This is a genomic window from Adlercreutzia equolifaciens DSM 19450, from assembly GCF_000478885.1.
In the GTDB taxonomy this organism is placed as follows: Bacteria; Actinomycetota; Coriobacteriia; order Coriobacteriales; family Eggerthellaceae; genus Adlercreutzia; species Adlercreutzia equolifaciens.
In genome coordinates, this window is sequence record NC_022567.1 from 1495492 (window position 1) to 1512605 (window position 17114).

A 17114-nucleotide genomic window follows, 5' to 3' on the forward strand; every position below is an offset into this window, starting at 1 on the left:
GTTCTTACTCATCGCCGCCGCCGATCACCGCGATGAGTTCAGGCTTGAATTTGGCGATGATGCCGGCAGCGCGCTCGGGAGTTACGCTGAAGCGGTCGCCGACGTGGCGGCGGATGCCCTCGTCCAGATCATTGAACTCTCGGAGGCAGATGACCGCCACCTTGCCGCCTGCTTCTGCCTCTTCGGGCGCGGGATGATCCACGCGATCGGTATCGGCAACCGCAGCAGCGAGCTTGTCGCCGTCGACGGTGATCGCATCAGTGGCTTGTGCCGCATTCGCATCGGCGGCATTGTCGGTTGCGACCTTATCGGCCGTGGTCTTACGGGTCGTGGTCTTCTTGGCGGTAGTCATGTTTAAGCCTCCGTAACGTGCACCATGGACGGGTCGAACGCCTTGAGCCAGCTCGTCTTCGCCGTATCGTCCTTGAGATCCAAGGCCATGGCCTCGTACATTCCGTTGTCGTAGTCGTCGGGCATAAACGACAGTTCCAATTCGATCTCGGCAACCTCCTCCGCGCCGTTCTCCACCTTGCGAGCCGGGCCGCTGGTGACGCTGCAGCGCGGCCACGCTTTGAACTTCTCGACGTCGTCCTCGTCGAATACGTCGGCTGTCAGGCAGAACTCAGGGTGAAGCGAGTTGCGCCCGTAGGCCTTCACTCCGTCGATGAGATTCTTGTCACCGTCGAGCGCGAGAGCGCGGACGTAGAGCGCCCACGGCATATGCAGCGTGAGCTTGATGGTTCCCGAGCCAGTTCCGCGCGTGCGCGTCTTCGCGACGACGCCGCGACACTTCTTGCTAACTTTCAGAACCTCGCTCGCCTCTTCCATGGAGCCGATGCACTTGATGGTTCCAACCTCGGGCTGCTCCGTCTCGGAGAGCGCGGGGAAGATCATGTGGAGGCGGCGCACCTCGTACTCCGAGAACACCGTCTCCGTGATTGCCTTTGCAGTCATTTACTGCTCCCATTCTCTTGTCAGCGCGGCGACGCAGCGCTCCATGATCGTCGGGGCGGCGGCCTGCGCGCCCCGGAGCATGAAGTGCTGGCCTCCGGCGTGGTTTCTTGTCTTTCCCCCGTCGTCGGGGAAGTAGAGGTATCGGAACTTGGCCGTCGTCGTGACGGTCACGGCCAGGTTCTCGTTCGTGCGGTAGACGGGCCACTTCGATTTCGAAGCGGACGCCGTGTGGCCCTTGAAACGGCGTCCCGACGGGTGGATGAGCGGGTTGATGCGACCGTAGATGAGCGGGCCGGCCTCATCGTGGATGACGCCGTTGACGACGTCCTCCGCGCCCTCGCCGTAGGCCCGCACGCGGACTTCGAGGTCGCGCACGGAATCGACGTCGAGCCGAAACCCGCTCATCGTTTCTCTGCCTTCGCCACGGTGACGATGGCCTGCTCCACGGGGTTTCCCGTGCCGGGGTTGATCGCGTACTCGTAGGAGATGCCGTCGATGCGCGCCCCGGGGATGGCGTCCAGCGCGTCCACCACGCGCTGGAGAACGTCCTCTGGCAGGTAGCACTCGCGGGTCACGGCCACGGTGTAGCGGCGCGTGCGCCCCGTCTTGTTGGCGCTCGGGTCGATGGACTCTCGCGAGTACACGGTGAAGTTCCAAGGATCGGCGCGCCTGGAGTCGAGGCCTATGGCGATGCCGTAGAACACGCGATCCTCGCCCGACCTCTCAAGCGCGTCGCTGATGGCCTCAAGAATCGGCTCCATCGCCTGCCACCTCCCCCAAAGGAGAGCCGCCGTCGAGGAACAGGTACACGAACGGGCCGTCCTCGTCGGCGTAGGCGACTTTGTACATCGCGCCGTCGATGACCGCGCGGCATCCGCTCCCGATGCCGGGGATGCGGTGGCACTTGATCTTCTGCGAGAGCGTGAAGCCAACCTTGTCGGCGAACTCGATGTCACGCTCGCGCTTCGACTCGCGCGAGAAGTGGAGGCGGGCGATGAAGTCCATGTCTTCGGCGCTCTTGGGCGCGATGGCAGCCCCGAACGGCGTTTTCCGGTCGGATCGCTCGCGGTAGAGGTCTGCCACCCCGTCAGCGAGCGTCTGCGCCTTCCGCTTCTTTTTCAAGGGCATACTGGATCACCTCCCATTTTCTGCGGCACTCCTCGATGAGGTCGAAGTAGGCCTCGTAGAACTCCTCCAGCGCGTCGTAGTAGGCGTACCAGCAGTGGTTCTCAAGCAGGATGTTCTCGGCACCGGGCACCAGAAACGAGAAGCCGGCCGAGTCGGGGATGCCGAGGCGGTCGCGCAGGGCCGCCTCGGCGTTGGGGATGAGTTCGTCGCGAACGCGGTGCGTCGTCTCGTCGTCGTCCCACGTGATCTTCAGCTTGCGCATCACCTGCTGGAAAAGCGCGCACTCCACCGCCGGGATCTCATCGGCGGCCATGGCCTACACGCTCGGCGTCTCTGCGGCGGCCTTGGTGGTCACCTCGCCGGAGACCTCGACGCCGCCGGGAAGCTCGCCGATGTTGCGGACGGTGAGGTAGGCCGGGTCGAGGTCGGAGATGTCGAGCACGATGAAGCTGGCATCGTCGTAGGGGCGTCCGGCTGCGTGCTGGATCGCCTTGAAGGTGCGGCAGTCGTCGAGGAACTTGAAGGAGTCGTCGTACTCGATGCCGTTACGGGAGCCGCCGATGCCGAGCTTGTAGAGCTTCGGGATTCCAAGGACGGCCTTGCCGGTCGGCACGGACGCGCAGGGGATGGGGTCGGTCGGGAACGGGAACACGTTGGACACGTAGCCGCCCATGGTTGACTGCACGGTGGTGGCCGGCATGATCTTCGTGAGGTAGTCGCTCATGTTGGTCACCAGGATCACCTCGTCGAATACTCGCTGGCGGCCCGTCGGGGTCTCGGCGAGATCTGCCAGAAGCTCGCCGTACTCGGCAGGGGCGAAGGACGTGACCTTGACGGCGGTCTTTGCGGGGTAGCCCGTCGTCTGGCTGAACGAACCCTCCGGGTCGCGCATCATGCCGATGGGCATATTGACGCCCGAGCCGTTGACGACGGCCTGCTCGAGACCGTAGAGCATGGACTCGGCCATGAGGGCGCGGATGAACGCGTCCACGAACTCCGGCCCCATGTCCAGAACGTCGAGCGGGATGATGCAGAAGGCGGTGTAGCGGCTCTGCTCCATGGAGATGACCTTGATAGCGCCCTCGATCTCCTTGGTAATGGCGTCGGTGACCTTGCCCCACGCGCCCATCTGGATCGAGGCGTCGTTCATAATGAACTTGGTGGCGTAGCCGACGTACTGCGAGCCGACCTTGGCGAGCAGCTTGCTCTCCTTCTGGATGTCCGAGAAGACGTCCTGGATGATGGTCGGCGGCATCAGGGTGTCCTGGTCGTTGGTGCCGATGATGTCGATGAACGCCTGCTCGGTCTTGGCGTCGCGCAGGGCCTGGGAGACCTTCTCGTACCACGCGCGCTCCTTGGCGGTCAGCACGCGGTATCCGCGCGACTCCATGGCAGCGGCGTCGATGTTGGGGCCGTACTGCTCGAACTCGGCGCGCAGCTCGTTGGCGATGGACTCGGAGTAGCCGGCCCAGGCGAGCGCCAGCGCGTTCGGGTCTGCGGTCTCCGAGAGCATCGCCTCGGCCAGGTGCTCGCAGGCCTCCATGTTGGCGAACTTGATGGTCATTTGGTTTCCCTTCTACTGGTTGATGGCATTAAAAAAGCGCCCCAGTCGCTGGAGCGCCTCTTTGGGCTTTTCCTCGTCGTCCCCGTCGTCGGGGTCGTCGGGGTCTTCGCCGCCGCCGGTGTCGTCGGCGACTTCCGGATTGTCCGGGTCTTCCGGATCTTCCGGGTCGTCCGGATCGTCGGGGTCTTCCGGGTCGGCCTCCTTGGCGGCCGCCAGCGCCACGAGGGCGCGCAGCGCGCACTGAGAGGGGCCGGGGGCTTCGTCGAACTCGTCCACGGAGGTGGCGAACCCCATCTCCACGGCGCGCCCGGGGGCAATCCACGTCTCGGCGTCCATGAGGGCCGTAAGCTCATCGGCGTCGATGGAGACGCGCGAGAGGTAGGCGGCCTTCGACGCCTCGGTGATGGCGTCCAGATCGTCTGCCTGCTTGCGAAGCTCGGCGGCGTTGCCCTCGCCGTAGGCCCACGCGTTGTGGATCATGAGCATCGACGCCTTGCGCATCACGCGCTCGTCGCCGGCCATGAAGATCACCGACGCGATGGAGCACGCCAGCCCGTCGCAGACGGTCTTGACGCGGGCGGCATGGCCCCGCAGGGCGTTGTAGATCGCAAGTCCCTCGGCCACCTCGCCGCCGTAGCTGTTGATGTGCACCTCGATCTCGTCAACGTCCCCCAGCTCCTCGAGCTGGGTGGAGAGGATCTTGGCGCTCATGTCGCTCTCGAGCCACGGGCGCGACGTGATGTCGCCGTAGATGTCGAGGCGTGCCTTTCGGCCCTCCTTCGCGAGAGAGAAGTAATGCTTCATTTCTCACCCCCTTTCCTGGATGACTTGGCGCAGCACCTCGTCGATGGGCCCGAAGTTTCGGGTGATGAGGTGCTGCTGGGACTCTTCCGTTCCGATGGTCGGCTGGTTGAGGTACTCCCGCAGCTCGTCCATGGAGTAGCCGGCCCCGAGCAGTTGCTGCACCGACGGGGCGCTGTCGAAGATGTCGATGTACTTGATGCGCGAGGTGTCCACCACGACCTCGCTCCCCCGGTACCATTCGAGGGGGTCGAAGAGCTTGGAGGTAAGCTCTTCGGAGATCTGCTTGGCGAGGGGCTTCACGGTGAACGTGAGGAAAACGCGCGTGATCTCGTCGAGGTTCGTCATGTTGCCGAACAGCATCGACTGGGGGATCTTGTAGATGCTCGCGACCAGCTCGAAGGCGTCCTTGCGGATCTTGATGAGGTCGTCGGAGGGGCACCCCTTCACGTCGATCTCCTTCAGCTCCTGGCCGCGCGTCTCGAAGTAGACGGCGTTGGCACCACGGATGAAAGTCTGCAGCATCTCGCGCGGGTCGTTCCGCTGCTGCTCGGCCGCCTTGTTGAACCGGCGGTCTCCCGAGCCTCCCTGCTCGACGGTCAGCTTCCACTTCGTCCCGGCCCCGGCCTGGTACCCGGCGACGGCAGATCCCATCATCTTTGCGTAGGACTCGAACATACCGTCAACGAGGCGCTTCACGCGCTGGTTTCCGAAGGTGAGGTAGATGGCCTCGCCCGGGCCGTAGCGGCGGCGGATCTGGAATCCGCTCACGGTGACGTTCTCGAACGTCGCGCGCCCGAAGTCGATGTCGGTCTTGTTGAATCCGTCGGCGAGGTACAGGCCGTTGCCGACGGGGACGATGAGGGCCTCTCCCATGGTCATGAGCCGGTAGATCATGCCGACCTTGAGCTGATAGGCGCTCATGACGGGGTTGGGGCGCAGGTTGAGCTTACGGTAGAGGTCGCCGCGCTTCGGCTCGCCCTCGACCATCACGCGCATCTCGCAGCTCGCGATGGAGTCGGCCACGTACCCGATGGCGGTGTCGGTGGCGGCCGCCTTGAAGTACAGCATGGCGGCGTCGTCCCCGAGGCTCGCGCCGTCGGCGGGCCTGATCTCGTCGGTCTTGACGCGGAAGTCGAGGAACTCAAGGACATTCACTAGGCACCACCTCCTAAACCACCAAAGGCTCGATGAACTCGATCTCGTTGCATTCGGGCAGCTCTCCTTCCTGGGTCATGGCCGCCACGAAGGCCATGAAACCGTCCGTCTTTCTCGATTTCTCCTCGATCTTCCCGTAGGTGAAGTTGCCGTGCGCGGCCGGAACCAGCTTCGCGTTGTTCGTGTACCAGCGCATGAGCGGGTTGTCGCCCCAGGCTATCGACTGGTTGAGGAAGAGCGAGTTGATCTTGACCTGCACGAGCATGATGTCGCTGGGACGCACGAGCTTGATGTTCTTCCGCTTCTTGTCGTCGAATCCGATGCCCTCAAGCTCGCGCTTGAGCAGCGAGAAGCGGTAGGAGTCGATGGAGACCCTCATGACGTCGTAGAGGCGCATTTGGTCGATCAGCCAGTCGGTCACGAGCCAGGGGGACACCTCTACGTCGTCCACGAATTCGAGGAGGCCGGCGGCCTCCCATTCGTCAAGTGGCGCTTTGATGCGCCCGAGATCTGCCGACTGGCGGCAGACCCACGTATGGCATATGGCGTAGTACTGCCCGTTCTCGCGGAAGAGCAGCACAGCGGCCACGAAGTCGTTTGTCTTGGCGAAGTCGATGCCGCAGATGCAGGGCCATCCGTACAGCTCCGGCACCTCGCGGTTCGTCGCCAGGATGTCCTCCCACTTCGCCACGGGGCTTTCCTGGGCGGCAACCGGGCAGTTCATGCGCTTGGTCATGAAATCGAAGTTGACGGCGGGGTTCTCTACGTAGTCGGCGTACTCCTTCTCGATCTCGGTGTGAAGGATTGGCAGATACGGGAGGGATGGATTCGCCTTCTCCCAGTTCCTGGGGTCGTTGACCTCCTCGGGGCGGTCGAGCTTGCACATGAACGGAAGAAAGCCGTTGTCGTGCTTCTCTCCGGAGAGGATCTTCTTCGATTTGCTTTTCAGCGAGTCGAGCACGCCGTCGCGCACGTCGCCGTCGGTTGTCGTGTAGAGCCTTCGCGGGTGTGGCTTCTTGCCGAGGCCCGTGGTGAAGACGTTGATGTTCTTCCAGTTCTCGTAGGCGTGCACCTCGTCGAAGATGACCATGCCGGAGCGAAGGCCGTCCTTGCTCTTCGGGTTGTCGGTGCGGTACTTGATGCGGGACTTGGTGGACTTGCTCGTGATGACGACTTGGTTCCAGGAGAAAGACCGCTGGAACTTCCTGTAGTTGTCAGGATCTTCGAGGACGTTGTAGACGTCGTCGAACGAGGTCTTCGCCTGCTCCTCGGAGTTGGCGCAGATGTCGACGTCGTAGAAGCCGATGCCGTTGGCGTTGGTGATGGCGCAGAACGCCACGAAGCCGTCGAAGCCGTTCTTTCCGGCTCCGCGCCCGACGTAGATGAACATCTCGTCCCAGCGGGGCGTGCCGTCGGCCTTGAACACGCACATGAAGAGCGTGAAGCAGAACTTCTCCCACGGGAGGAGGTCGAACGGGAAGTACTTCTGGTACCCCATGTACCGCTCGATGCGCCCGTAGTCGATGATGAGATCCTCGGTAGCGAACACGTGCCGCACATGGGCAACGAGCTGGTGCTGCTCGGCGCATGCCTCGATGCCGCCGGTCTCGACCAGCCTCATCCATTCGGTGATCTCGGGGCAGTCGATGCGCCGCCGCTTCCTGGGACGGAGGTCAGAACTCCTCTTCGCCGCCATCGTCCTCGGCGACCGGCACGACGAGCTTGCAGCGCGACGTCACGGTGAGGCCCAGGGATGAGGCGCAGGTGTGGGCCTGCTTGAACGCGCGGTCTTGGGCGATCTGAACCGCCTTGATGTCCTCTGGCTTCGAGAGACCGACGAGCTTTGCGGTGAACGACTCGTAAAGCGATTCGGAAACCACGTAGCGCGCCAGGAGGTCGGCGTCGGGCTGCCCGAAGCTGTCCGGCATGAGATGGGAGAGCATCTTGGCGTAGCGGTCGAAGTCGGCCACGCGCTCGGGCCACTGGAAAAGGTACTCGGGAGGCTCGATGTCGCGCAAGTCGATGGGCACGTTGACTTGCGACGCCTTGCGCTCGTCGTAACCCGCCCGCGTCAGATGGGTCTTTCCGCGCGCGGCGATGACCTCCACGGGCTGTCTCTGTCGTCCGGCCACGGCATCACCTCCTCTCAAAAGTCGGCCAAAAAAGGAAAATTTTCTAACTTGTCGGGTATCTCCCCCCGTTGCCAGCCCCTCTTGTGAGACCCCCCAAGGGGGGCTGGGGGGCCTATCTCGCATCAGGTGGGCAAAGATGCCGCATTCACCATCTCTCGTCCGTCAGCGGCCTCTCATCGCCTCTCTTCCTCCTCGGCCCCTGGAATCTCCCGTGGGCCTTGTTGTGGCACGCCTCGCATATGGCCCACAGGTTCCTCTGCATATTCCCCTCGGCGTCGGTGTAGTAGCGGGACAGCGCCAGCTCCGGGCGATCCTTGACCTCGTTCACGTGGTGGACGCACGTGGCGCGCACGGGCGGCCCCGCCTTCTCGCGGCACCACTCGCACTCCCCGTGGGCGTCTGCCATGACGGCATCGCGGAGGATCCTCCATTCGTCGGTCTTGTAGAAGCGGTACAGTCTGCCGCCCTTTATAAGCTCACTTATCCACGACGCGAGGGAGCGGTCTTTGGGTACCCTCATGGCTCGATCCGTTTCAGGGCATGAAAAAAGGGACGCCGCATGACGTCCCTTCGGTTGATTCTCTCTCTTGCGGACGGGATCTCTCCCCTTCCGCGTTTCTGACTGGCTACACCATATCACAGGTTTAGCGGACATTTGCGGACAACTTTACCGTGCGGTTTCCTTGCTGACGATTTCCTGTGCCATCTCCATGGCGCGGATGTGCACGCGCCGGTAGTTCCTGTCGGAGTACCCCATGCGGTAGGCGGCGACCGTGGGCCTGTCCCTGTCGATGTACCGATAGTGGAGGCACTGGCCGAGCTGGATGTTCTCGTGCATGACGGCCCTAACGAGCGAGCGCGCCTCGTCCCTCACGGAGATGTAGCGCTTGATCTCGTCGTCGATCCTGTTGCAGAGGTCTACGAGCTTGGCCACGCCGCCGCCCAGCTTGTCGGCCGAGGATCCTCCCCCCGATGCCGAGGGGTCGGAGGTGATCGAGTAGAGCGCACTGATGATTCGGTCGTGCTCCTCGGTCAGGCTCTCCAGCTCGTCGCAGGCGATGCCGTAGCCTTCCAGGATCTCTTGGGCGCAGCGCGCGTTAACGTCGGTCATGTGCCAGTCCTTCCACTATTCGGTTTTCAAGGTTCGTAGATTATAGCGCGTCACCGCATCTTCCGTGGCGCTCTCGGCAGTTTTCCATGGCGGCAGGCCGCGAACCTCTGGCGGCCTTGCGGCGCGTCCCTGGGGAGCGCGTCGCCGACGCATCTGAGCATATCTTGGAACCGATCACCGATGACGGCCAACGCCTCTCGGGCCTTCTCGATCTCGTCCGCGTGCTCCTCGGCCCACCTCTCGTCGTCGGGGTCTTCGTAGCAGCCGCCGACGATGCACGGGGAAACCCCGTACCGCTCCCTGAACCCGCGCGGCGCGGCGCATTCGCCCGCTCGGTCTCCCCCGGCCTCGAAGTCGCATATTCCCGAGTAGCACATCAGCGGCACCTCCTTATCTCGTCCATCGCCACCCAGCACACGATCCCCAGGGGCACCAGCACCGCCGCCAGGGCGGCGCGGGCTAACACGGGGCCTCCCTTGGCTCGAAGTCGTCTGGCCTGTGGCAACGGTGGCGCGGGCCGTAGCCCCTGTAGTCGCGGGTGAACAGCCGCGCGCCCTCGATGCTCCGCTTCCACGCCATGACCTCGGGGCGGCAAGCTTTCACGGAACCTCCCCTGCTGCCGTACTTGCTCGTGCGGCAGTGGTTGGCGCAGTTCCCGCACACTTTCTCGACTTCGCTCATTCGGCCACCACCTTCGCGCCGCAGTTCGGGCAGTACGCGAAGCGCGCACCCATGGGCATGACGGCGACATGGCCGCACGACAGACGATACGTTGTCGTCCCACAGTTTCCACCGCCACTCACACCGTCGATGCAGCACTCCCTCACCTTCTGCCACGTCTCCCCGTCGTGGACGGCCTGTGCGAACTGCTCGTCGGTGACGGCCGCGCGGGCGTTCCAGCGAAGCACCAGCTCGTCGAGCGTGTGCCATTCCGGGCAAACGTCTACCGCCTCCAACGTGAGAAGGCACTCGTCGCACACGATGCCGTCCACTTGGCCGTCGGTGCGGCGGTGTATTAGCACCGGGCCACCGCACAGAGGGCAGGGCTTCAGCTCATCGCTCATCTTTCGTCTCCTCTCAGATCGCCGGCGAGGTACCTGCACTCTTGGCAGCAGGGATGGGGCTCGTCGTTCTTTTCCGATGTCCCGAACCCCAGACACTCGCCCGTCTCGGCGAACCGGCTGTACCTCATCTCGCCCCTGCACTCGCGAATCGGGATGACGAAGCAGCCCGAGGGCTTTCGCGCGAACCGCCTCATAGCGCCTCCTCCAACCACTCGTCCACGGTCTTGCACGGTATCCCGCAGGCCTCGCACACGGCTACTCGCCTCCCTTCTCGTCATCATCATCCAGTGGTTGCGTGTTGGCTCCCTGCATTCCCACGCAACGAATGGCGAGCGCGCAGGACAGCTTTCCGTTACACTCAAACGCCCACGCGCAGTCGGGGTCGCACTCCATGGCCCCGTGGTTGAAGGCCTCGGAATTGGCGAGGCTCATCTGGCAGATCATTCCGCGCCTCCCGTCCGCTTGTCCAGCTCCCTTTGGCGGCGCAGCAGGTCGAGCACCATGGCACCTTCGCAGCTGTAGGCGTGGTACCACCGCCACGGCTTATCGCCGTCGATCTTCGCTGGGCATCTTTCGCACGAGCATCCAACGCACTCCCAATAGGTCATGTAGCCCTTTCTGGCGTCCCGATCGATGCGCTCCTGTGTGTCGGGATGGGTGTGGGTGATCCACGATGCGTCGCACCACGGCTTGGAGTGATGGTCGAACATCACAAAGCGGTGATCGCTTCCTCTGATCTTCCGCTTAAATCCGAGCACCGTGAGCGGCTCGCCGACTTCGACGCCGAATAATCCGTAAGACCTCGGCCCGGCTTTAAAATCGACACTGCCTGCGTGCGCTTTGCCCTCGTCGGTCAGCCACACCGTCTCACCCACCACGATCGGCTTCCCGTCGGCTCCCAGATCCTCGGGGGCGGGGCGCTTGACGCGCTCTCCGTCGCATAATGACGCGCTGCGCTCCTCAACGAACCCGAGGCAATAGGAACCATCGAACGTGTTGATGCAGTCAATCGTGCACGTCTCGCCTGTGTACGGGTGCTCAGCCTTGTCTCCGATATGCACCGGCTCCCCGTCCTCGAAGCGTGGGCGCGGTATGGCGCAGCGGTCGAGCCATGCGCCGAAGTCCTCGCTGGGCTTGAAGTCGGGCCAGCCGTTGGCCTTGGCCCACAGCTCGGCACCACGGAGCAGGGAAAGCTCGCGGGCCTGGGCAAGCTCGGCGTCGATCTTGTCGGCAAGGGCGTATAATCACTCGGAATGCCGGATTTTTCTGCTCAGGCAAATGAGGTCGATCAGGTTTGTCATCACGGTGCCGCTAGATCCCTCGTAGCCATTGCCGGCTTCCCGCAGCAGCTCCGATGCGGTCATGTCCTTGGGGTCTTTATCGGCCATCTCCGGCCTCCTGCGGCTCGCAGACGGGCCCTGAGACCTTCACTGACGCCTTCTCGAAGTCGTCGGCGGGTAGGCACCCGTAGAACGGCACCGCCTTGATGCGGGACGCAGGATCCTCCGAGAAGACGCGGCGCGCCATGACGGCCGCCTCGTCGTAGTCGTCGAAGGCGGCGATGGGCTCGCTCACGCCGGGGTAGCCGATGGTGTAGATCGCCTTGGTTCTCATGCGATGTCCTTTCCGAGGAGGGCCCGCGCGGGCGGTGCCGCGAGCGAGGGCGACTCGGCTGAATTGCCGCCTCTCCCCCTTCACTGCGGGTCTTCCTCTCTTCTAGCTCTGCTTATCTATGCTTATCTATGCTTATGTTCGATTTCCCTGGGGAAACCTTGGTTAACTGTGGGGGTATTTTGGCCCGACTGTGGGGGTATTTTCGCCCTACTGTGGGGTTATGGCCCCCGACTGTGGGGGTATTTGCCCCCACACTTACCCCTATTGACTGTGGGGCTATTCGCGCGCCGACCGTCGGAATGCCCCCACACTCCTTTAAGTAACTGTGGGGTTATTTCCAGACGTTCGAACGCGCGTTTCCCCCACGGTTGCCGGGGTTAAAGTGGGGGTATCGGCGGGGGCGGGTTGACGACGTAGAGGCTCGCGTGGCCCTTCACGCCACGGTGGACGGGCGTCAGAAGGCCGATCTCCACGAGTCCGGAAATGGCGCGGTTCGCAGTCTCGTCGCGCCCGTCGAGAAGCCCCGCCGCCCAGCCGCGCGAGAGCTGGACGCACTGGAAGTCGTCGAAGGGCACCGTGGCGCGCCCGGTCGACTTCATCCAGTCCCAAAGCCACAGGGCCTCCTTCTCGGGCAGCGCGCCGGCGTCGCGGACGATGCTGCACATAGGGCCGAGCAGCCTCGGCCACAGCGCGTCTCGCCGCTCCATGAGGAGTGCGCCGGCCAGGATGCCCATCGTCTCGGGCCTCATCTTCCAGAACGGGGGCGGCCCCGAGAAGATGCCGCCCTCGTCGTACGCGCCGGCTTCTCCGGCCATGCGCACCTCCTCTCTGATCGCCTCGGTCATCGGTCGTCGGGGTCTGGCGGGTCTGGCGGATCCGGCGGGTCTCCATCGAAATCTCCGCAGTCATCCCAGTCGCTTGGGTACGTGAACTCATCGGCGTAGGAGCACCAGCCCCACCAGCAGCCGCAGGGGCACTCGCTCCAGTGGGCGCAGCGGTCACACCATCGGCGCGGAACGGCATCGTCCGGCGGCTCCAGGGGGCCGTCTGGCACGTCGTAGGGCCTCATGCAGGTCATATCGGCACCGACCCCCTAGAAGAGGCGCATCTGGCCGCTGTAGAGGCCCAGGCGCTCCACGTCGCGCTCCAGGGCGCGCGCCAGCTCGTCTCTGCTGTCGCAGCCCATACCCCATCCGCTGCAGTTTCCCTTGCGGTCGTCTTGAGCGTTGTAGTAGACGATGGCGTTTCCCGCGCGGCCGGTGACGCAATCGGCGAACCTGCCGCCGGTCAGCATGGTTATCTCGACCTTGTCTCCGCAGGCGGCTACGTACCTGTTTCCGTACCGCTCGAGGATCTCGAACTCGCACAGCCCGAGGCCGTTGGCCCACTCGCACAGGCCCTCGGCGGTCTCGCCCTCGAAGTCGCCCCCCATCACGCCACCTCCTCGACGTCGAACAGCGACGGCGCGGCCATCTCTTGGTCGTGCGCGCGCAGGTACGCCACCCCGTCGTCGAAGTAGCCGGGGTTCAGCTCGGTCGCGGTGCCGCGACGGCCCGCCAGAAGCGCCCGCAGAGGCACCGTGAACAGGCCGCCGAACGGGTCGAACACCAGCTCGCCGGGGTTGCTGTAGCGCTCAATGAGCCTGTCCACGATGTCGAACTGCAGCGGGCACACGTGCATCTGCTGCCGCTTGCGCGACTGCTGGGTGTTCAGCGTGAGCATACGGTTCACGTCCGTCCACACGTCCGGCGCCCACGAGGACGGCGCGAGCGCCATGAACGTGGCCGGGAGCCTCCCCGCCCCGTCCATCTCCTCGGCGAGCGCCACGTGCTCGCGGTAGTCGTAGACCGTATCCGACGAGCGCTTGGAGAACGCGCGGCACACCTCCGAGATGTCCATCGCGGCCACCTCGTCCGGCCCCAGCAGGCGGTCGCCTGAGGATCGCCAGAAGGCGTGGGCGTCGGTCTGCCAGCGGGCGCGGGAGTACTCGTCCTTGCCCTTGGCCACGGGAACGTCGGCGTAGCCGCGCGTCCGGTCGGTCTGGGGCTTGTGGAACAGCAGCACGTACTCGGGGCACCCCACCCCCATCTTCGTGCCGTCCTTGCACTGCTCAGTCCACCCGAGCCGGTAGGTCTGGTTGTTCTCGCGCACGACGTCGGTCACCACGGTGACCATGCCGATGAAGTCGAAACCGTGGCCCATGGTGTGCTCGATCACGAGCGCGTGGAACGGATCTACCGTCGGGATGCCGGCCCCGGTCACGTTGCCGAACAGGATCCTGTCCTTGACATGGCACGCGTAGATTCGCCCGGGGCGAAGCACGCGCAGAAGCTCGGGGGTGAGGTAGTCCATCTGGGCGAAGAACTCGCCGTTTCCGGAGGTGTGCCCGAAGTCGTTGTAGCTCGGCGTGTACTCGTAGTGGTTGGCGAAGGGTATGCTCGTCACGATGAGGTCTACCGAGTCGGACTCCATGGCGGCCGTCTCCTCCACGGTGTCGTTGTTCACCACGCGCCACCCGTCGCCGGACTCCTCGCGGCGCTCGCAGCCGATGGAGCGGCGCATGGCGTCGGCTGCGGCCGTGTCGGAAAGCCCGTACTCGCGGATGATCTCGGCCATGCGGGAGGTCAGCTCATCGTGGGCGCGCCACTTCTCGCGAAGCACGTCAACCACGCCCTCCTCGCCCTCGGCGTAGATGATGTCGATGCGCACGGGGCTTTCCTGCTGGAAGCGCTGCACGCGGTGGATAGCCTGAATGAAGTCGTTGAACTTGAACCCGACGCCGCAGAATATCTCGCGGTGGCAGTGCCTTTGGAAGTTGCAGCCGGAGCCGGAGAGGATGGGCTTGGTGGCCAGCAGCCGGAACTCGCCGTCCGAGAAGCCGATCACGCGGGCCTCCCGCTCGTCCAGATCCTGCGAGCCGTAGACCTCAACGGCCTCGGGTATCTGGCGCTTGATCTCGCGGCGCTCGTCCTCCAGGTCGTGCCACAGGATGAAGCTGTCCTCCGGCGAGGCTGCCACGATCTCGGCGGCCTTGGCGATGCGCTCCACCATGGTGTCGTGCTTGATTTCGGCGGCCTCCGAGAGCGACATGGCAGAGTCGCGCACGAGGCGAACCTGGCCGTCGCGGTCGCAAGGGAGTTCGGCGTCATCCGGCGCGGCCACGCGGTGCCAGACCACCTCGATCTCCGGGAGGTCGTACCCATCGTCGGAGTAGCCCAGATCGCTCGGCCTCTGCACGAACACGGCCCAGGTGGACAGCCACAGCCAGAACTCGCGCTCCTTGTGGGGGTAGATGGTCAGGTTGTTCGCCTTGGTGGAGTCGCGCTGGAAGAAGCGCGTGAGGGCCTGGCCCGTGTCCATGACGCCGAGGTACCCGGCGTAGTGGATAAGCTCCTTGTAGCGGTTTGGCGACGGGGTGGCGGTGGCGACGAAGCGGTAGGGCACGCCCGCGAACAGCTCGAGGAACGTCTGGTAGGTCTTGGAGCCGTAGGATCGGAGCACGCTCGCCTCGTCCAGGCTCGCGGCGACAAAGCCCGACACGTCGAGCCGACCGTCGCGCACGCTCTCGTAGTTGGTCAGGTACAGCCCGTCGCCCTCCACCTCGTCGTCGGTGCGCACGAACTTGGGCGCGAGGCCCAAAAGCCGCCCGTCGCGCACGAACTCCTGGCGCACGCCGAGCGGGCACACGATGAGCGCGCGGCCTCCCTCTCGCTCGAGCACGAGCCGCATGATCTCCAACTGCATGAGCGACTTTCCGAGGCCGAAGGCGGCGAAGATGGCGCGCCGGCCTCCGCGCAGGCACCACCGCACGATGTCGCGCTGGTGCGGGAAGAGCACATCGCTCACGTCGTCGCCCGGGTCGAATCCCGCATCGGGCGGCTCGACGGCCTTGGCGGCCAGGAAGTCGTAGTATCCATCGATGCTCACGCGACCACCTCCAAGACGTACCACGCGCCGCCGATGCGGGCCACCCATCCGAACACGGGCGACCACAGGGCGTAGCTACTCGGCTTCTCCATCGCCGCCACCCCCCATCTCGCGGTAGAGCCTCTTCCACGCGACGCCGACGGACGCGCCGGAGGCCACGAGCACGACGCCCATGGCCATGCAGCCCGCGCCGTCGCCGAAGATGACGCCGACGCCGGCGGCCACGCAAACAAGCCCCGAGACCACGAGGCCGAATGCGAGCGCGGCCAAGAACTGGCCGGGGTTTCTCAAATTGATCAAAGGTACCTCGCCTCCTTGTCCATGGCCTCCGCGCACGCGCGGCAGCGGAGGCCGAAAGCCTTGAGGCACGGGTCGGCCGCCGCTTCTGGGCAGCCTCCCGTGGCCTCCATGAGCGCGCACTCGGCGCTGAGCGCGCGCTCCCGGTAGTAGTCCCTCTGGCGCACGGCCTCGTTGGCCATGCGGCACGCCTCCTGGAAGGCGTAGCGCAGGGCCCGTATCTGGTCGCGCACCAGGTGCGCCGGGACTTCGATGACCGCCACGGTCTACCCGTTCGTCATGCGCACGGGCATGACGATGGCCGTGCAGCCGCCGCCGGAGAACCGGAGCGGCTTGATGGGATCCTGGATTTCGAGCACGACCTCGGCAGACGGGATGTTCGACACCGCGTCGACCGCGTAGACGGCGTTGAGTGCCGCAACGACCGGCGCGCTCACCTTCGCGTCCACAAGCTCGCTCATGGACTCCACGTCGGATTTCCGGCTGACGTTTATGCCGCCGTCGTCGAGGGCGAGAATGACGGGATCGGATCCGTCGATTACGGCGGCGCGCTTGAGCGCGTCAAGGAGCGCCCCACGGTCTACCTCGGCCCGCGTCGTCGGCTCGATGGCGATGATGCCATCGCAGTTCGGGAAGTTCCCGGCGTAGGCGCGGCCAACGACGGCGTCCTCGTCGCTCGAGAGCCCCACCGTGGCGTCGGATCCGAACAGGGTGACGCTCGCCCCGGCCGTCTTGGCGAAGTCGGAGATCATGCGCACTGGCACGTTCATCTCGAAGTCGGGGGCGTCGGGGGCCGGGATGCTCGATCTCGCGATGCGGTACGAGTCGGTGGCCGTGGCCCGGATGGTGCCGTCCGCGCACTTGAGGTTGACGCAGTCCATGATCAGCTTCTTGCTGACCGTCTCGCCCTCCTTCTCGCGCTTGGCCGCGTAGGTCGTGTGCGCCGCGAGCGACGCGAGGGAGGCCGACTCCACGGTGACCGAGAGCACCTCGCCGGGGCTCATCAGGCCCGGGAAGTCGTCGGGGTCGAGCGACGGGACGTCGAAGGTGGAGCGCCCGCACGCTATGTTGACGGTTCTGCCATCGCCGGTGAGATCCACCGGCTTGTCCGGAAGCGCCTTGACGACCTTCGAGAGCATCCGGGCGCTCACGAGCACCTCGCCGTCCTCGGAGACCATGGCCGCGCCGCACACGGATCGGACGGAGTCGTTCAGGTCGGTGGCCTCGGCCACGAGACGGCCGGAGCCGTCGACGGACAGCTTGACGCAGGCGAGGTAGGACTCCTTCTGCTTCTGCGCGAGCTTGCAGGGCCGCTCGATGAGGCGCGCAAGCTCGCTCTTTGAAACGGTGACGATCAACTCGCC

Annotated in this window: 27 protein-coding genes; all 27 read right to left on the bottom strand. The window is 64.7% G+C overall.

What is annotated here, in order from left to right; genetic code table 11:
* Positions 1-4: 4 nt before the first annotated feature.
* The gene (locus AEQU_RS05965) at positions 5-352 is read right to left on the bottom strand and encodes a hypothetical protein (RefSeq protein WP_022740032.1); all 348 of its coding nucleotides are present in this window, start codon (positions 350-352) and stop codon (positions 5-7) included.
* 2 nt (positions 353-354) lie between these two features.
* Positions 355-954, bottom strand: a complete 600-nt coding sequence (locus AEQU_RS05970) for a hypothetical protein (protein ID WP_041714535.1) — start codon at positions 952-954, stop codon at positions 355-357.
* Complete coding sequence (locus tag AEQU_RS05975; protein WP_022740034.1) at positions 955-1359, bottom strand: hypothetical protein; 405 nt, start codon at positions 1357-1359, stop codon at positions 955-957.
* Positions 1356-1715, bottom strand: coding sequence for a hypothetical protein (locus AEQU_RS05980; RefSeq protein ID WP_022740035.1), 360 nt, complete (start codon positions 1713-1715; stop codon positions 1356-1358). Before AEQU_RS05980 ends, AEQU_RS05975 begins: the two co-directional genes overlap by 4 nt.
* Positions 1699-2082, bottom strand: a complete 384-nt coding sequence (locus AEQU_RS05985) for a hypothetical protein (RefSeq protein WP_022740036.1) — start codon at positions 2080-2082, stop codon at positions 1699-1701. The genes AEQU_RS05980 and AEQU_RS05985 overlap by 17 nt, the downstream gene beginning before the upstream one ends.
* On the bottom strand, positions 2042-2395 hold the full coding sequence (locus AEQU_RS05990; RefSeq protein WP_022740037.1) for a hypothetical protein: 354 nt from the start codon (positions 2393-2395) through the stop codon (positions 2042-2044). The genes AEQU_RS05985 and AEQU_RS05990 overlap by 41 nt, the downstream gene beginning before the upstream one ends.
* Before the next feature lie 3 nt (positions 2396-2398).
* Positions 2399-3646, bottom strand: coding sequence for a phage major capsid protein (locus tag AEQU_RS05995; RefSeq protein WP_022740038.1), 1248 nt, complete (start codon positions 3644-3646; stop codon positions 2399-2401).
* Between the two features lie 12 nt (positions 3647-3658).
* The gene (locus AEQU_RS11880) at positions 3659-4450 is read right to left on the bottom strand and encodes a head maturation protease, ClpP-related (protein WP_022740039.1); all 792 of its coding nucleotides are present in this window, start codon (positions 4448-4450) and stop codon (positions 3659-3661) included.
* A 3-nt stretch (positions 4451-4453) separates the two neighbouring features.
* Positions 4454-5605, bottom strand: coding sequence for a phage portal protein (locus tag AEQU_RS06005; protein ID WP_022740040.1), 1152 nt, complete (start codon positions 5603-5605; stop codon positions 4454-4456).
* A gap of 13 nt (positions 5606-5618) precedes the next feature.
* On the bottom strand, positions 5619-7301 hold the full coding sequence (locus tag AEQU_RS06010) for a terminase TerL endonuclease subunit (protein ID WP_051353400.1): 1683 nt from the start codon (positions 7299-7301) through the stop codon (positions 5619-5621).
* A complete protein-coding gene (locus tag AEQU_RS06015; RefSeq protein WP_022740042.1) occupies positions 7279-7737 on the bottom strand; it encodes a P27 family phage terminase small subunit in 459 nt (152 codons plus the stop codon). The genes AEQU_RS06010 and AEQU_RS06015 overlap by 23 nt, the downstream gene beginning before the upstream one ends.
* Before the next feature lie 145 nt (positions 7738-7882).
* Positions 7883-8257 (bottom strand): HNH endonuclease, encoded by a 375-nt coding sequence (locus AEQU_RS06020; RefSeq protein ID WP_041714540.1) that lies wholly within the window; start codon positions 8255-8257, stop codon positions 7883-7885.
* A 147-nt stretch (positions 8258-8404) separates the two neighbouring features.
* On the bottom strand, positions 8405-8848 hold the full coding sequence (locus tag AEQU_RS06025; RefSeq protein ID WP_022740044.1) for a hypothetical protein: 444 nt from the start codon (positions 8846-8848) through the stop codon (positions 8405-8407).
* A 50-nt stretch (positions 8849-8898) separates the two neighbouring features.
* Positions 8899-9225, bottom strand: coding sequence for a hypothetical protein (locus tag AEQU_RS06030; RefSeq protein WP_041714542.1), 327 nt, complete (start codon positions 9223-9225; stop codon positions 8899-8901).
* 82 nt (positions 9226-9307) lie between these two features.
* Positions 9308-9529, bottom strand: coding sequence for a hypothetical protein (locus tag AEQU_RS06035; RefSeq protein WP_041714543.1), 222 nt, complete (start codon positions 9527-9529; stop codon positions 9308-9310).
* Complete coding sequence (locus AEQU_RS06040) at positions 9526-9912, bottom strand: Lar family restriction alleviation protein (protein WP_022740045.1); 387 nt, start codon at positions 9910-9912, stop codon at positions 9526-9528. The genes AEQU_RS06035 and AEQU_RS06040 overlap by 4 nt, the downstream gene beginning before the upstream one ends.
* 255 nt (positions 9913-10167) lie before the next feature.
* The gene (locus AEQU_RS06050; RefSeq protein WP_022740046.1) at positions 10168-10356 is read right to left on the bottom strand and encodes a hypothetical protein; all 189 of its coding nucleotides are present in this window, start codon (positions 10354-10356) and stop codon (positions 10168-10170) included.
* Entirely contained in the window at positions 10353-10973 is a 621-nt protein-coding gene (locus tag AEQU_RS06055; RefSeq protein ID WP_022740047.1) for a hypothetical protein, read from the bottom strand. Before AEQU_RS06055 ends, AEQU_RS06050 begins: the two co-directional genes overlap by 4 nt.
* Positions 10974-11156: 183 nt before the next feature.
* Positions 11157-11300, bottom strand: a complete 144-nt coding sequence (locus AEQU_RS12615) for a hypothetical protein (RefSeq protein ID WP_158318402.1) — start codon at positions 11298-11300, stop codon at positions 11157-11159.
* A complete protein-coding gene (locus AEQU_RS06065) occupies positions 11290-11526 on the bottom strand; it encodes a hypothetical protein (RefSeq protein WP_022740048.1) in 237 nt (78 codons plus the stop codon). The genes AEQU_RS12615 and AEQU_RS06065 overlap by 11 nt, the downstream gene beginning before the upstream one ends.
* 377 nt (positions 11527-11903) lie before the next feature.
* Complete coding sequence (locus tag AEQU_RS06070; RefSeq protein WP_022740049.1) at positions 11904-12341, bottom strand: hypothetical protein; 438 nt, start codon at positions 12339-12341, stop codon at positions 11904-11906.
* 26 nt (positions 12342-12367) lie between these two features.
* A complete protein-coding gene (locus tag AEQU_RS12475; protein ID WP_144079473.1) occupies positions 12368-12604 on the bottom strand; it encodes a hypothetical protein in 237 nt (78 codons plus the stop codon).
* 15 nt (positions 12605-12619) lie between these two features.
* Positions 12620-12961 carry a hypothetical protein gene (locus AEQU_RS06075; protein ID WP_144079474.1) on the bottom strand — a complete coding sequence of 114 codons (342 nt, stop codon included), beginning with the start codon at positions 12959-12961 and terminating at the stop codon, positions 12620-12622.
* Positions 12958-15453: a DNA methyltransferase gene (locus AEQU_RS06080; protein WP_022740051.1), complete on the bottom strand. Its 2496-nt coding sequence runs from the start codon at positions 15451-15453 to the stop codon at positions 12958-12960. The genes AEQU_RS06075 and AEQU_RS06080 overlap by 4 nt, the downstream gene beginning before the upstream one ends.
* A gap of 75 nt (positions 15454-15528) precedes the next feature.
* Positions 15529-15753, bottom strand: coding sequence for a hypothetical protein (locus AEQU_RS06085; protein WP_022740052.1), 225 nt, complete (start codon positions 15751-15753; stop codon positions 15529-15531).
* On the bottom strand, positions 15750-16013 hold the full coding sequence (locus tag AEQU_RS12620) for a hypothetical protein (protein ID WP_022740053.1): 264 nt from the start codon (positions 16011-16013) through the stop codon (positions 15750-15752). Before AEQU_RS12620 ends, AEQU_RS06085 begins: the two co-directional genes overlap by 4 nt.
* 3 nt (positions 16014-16016) lie before the next feature.
* A complete protein-coding gene (gene dnaN, locus AEQU_RS06095) occupies positions 16017-17108 on the bottom strand; it encodes a DNA polymerase III subunit beta (RefSeq protein WP_022740054.1) in 1092 nt (363 codons plus the stop codon).
* Positions 17109-17114: the final 6 nt, after the last annotated feature.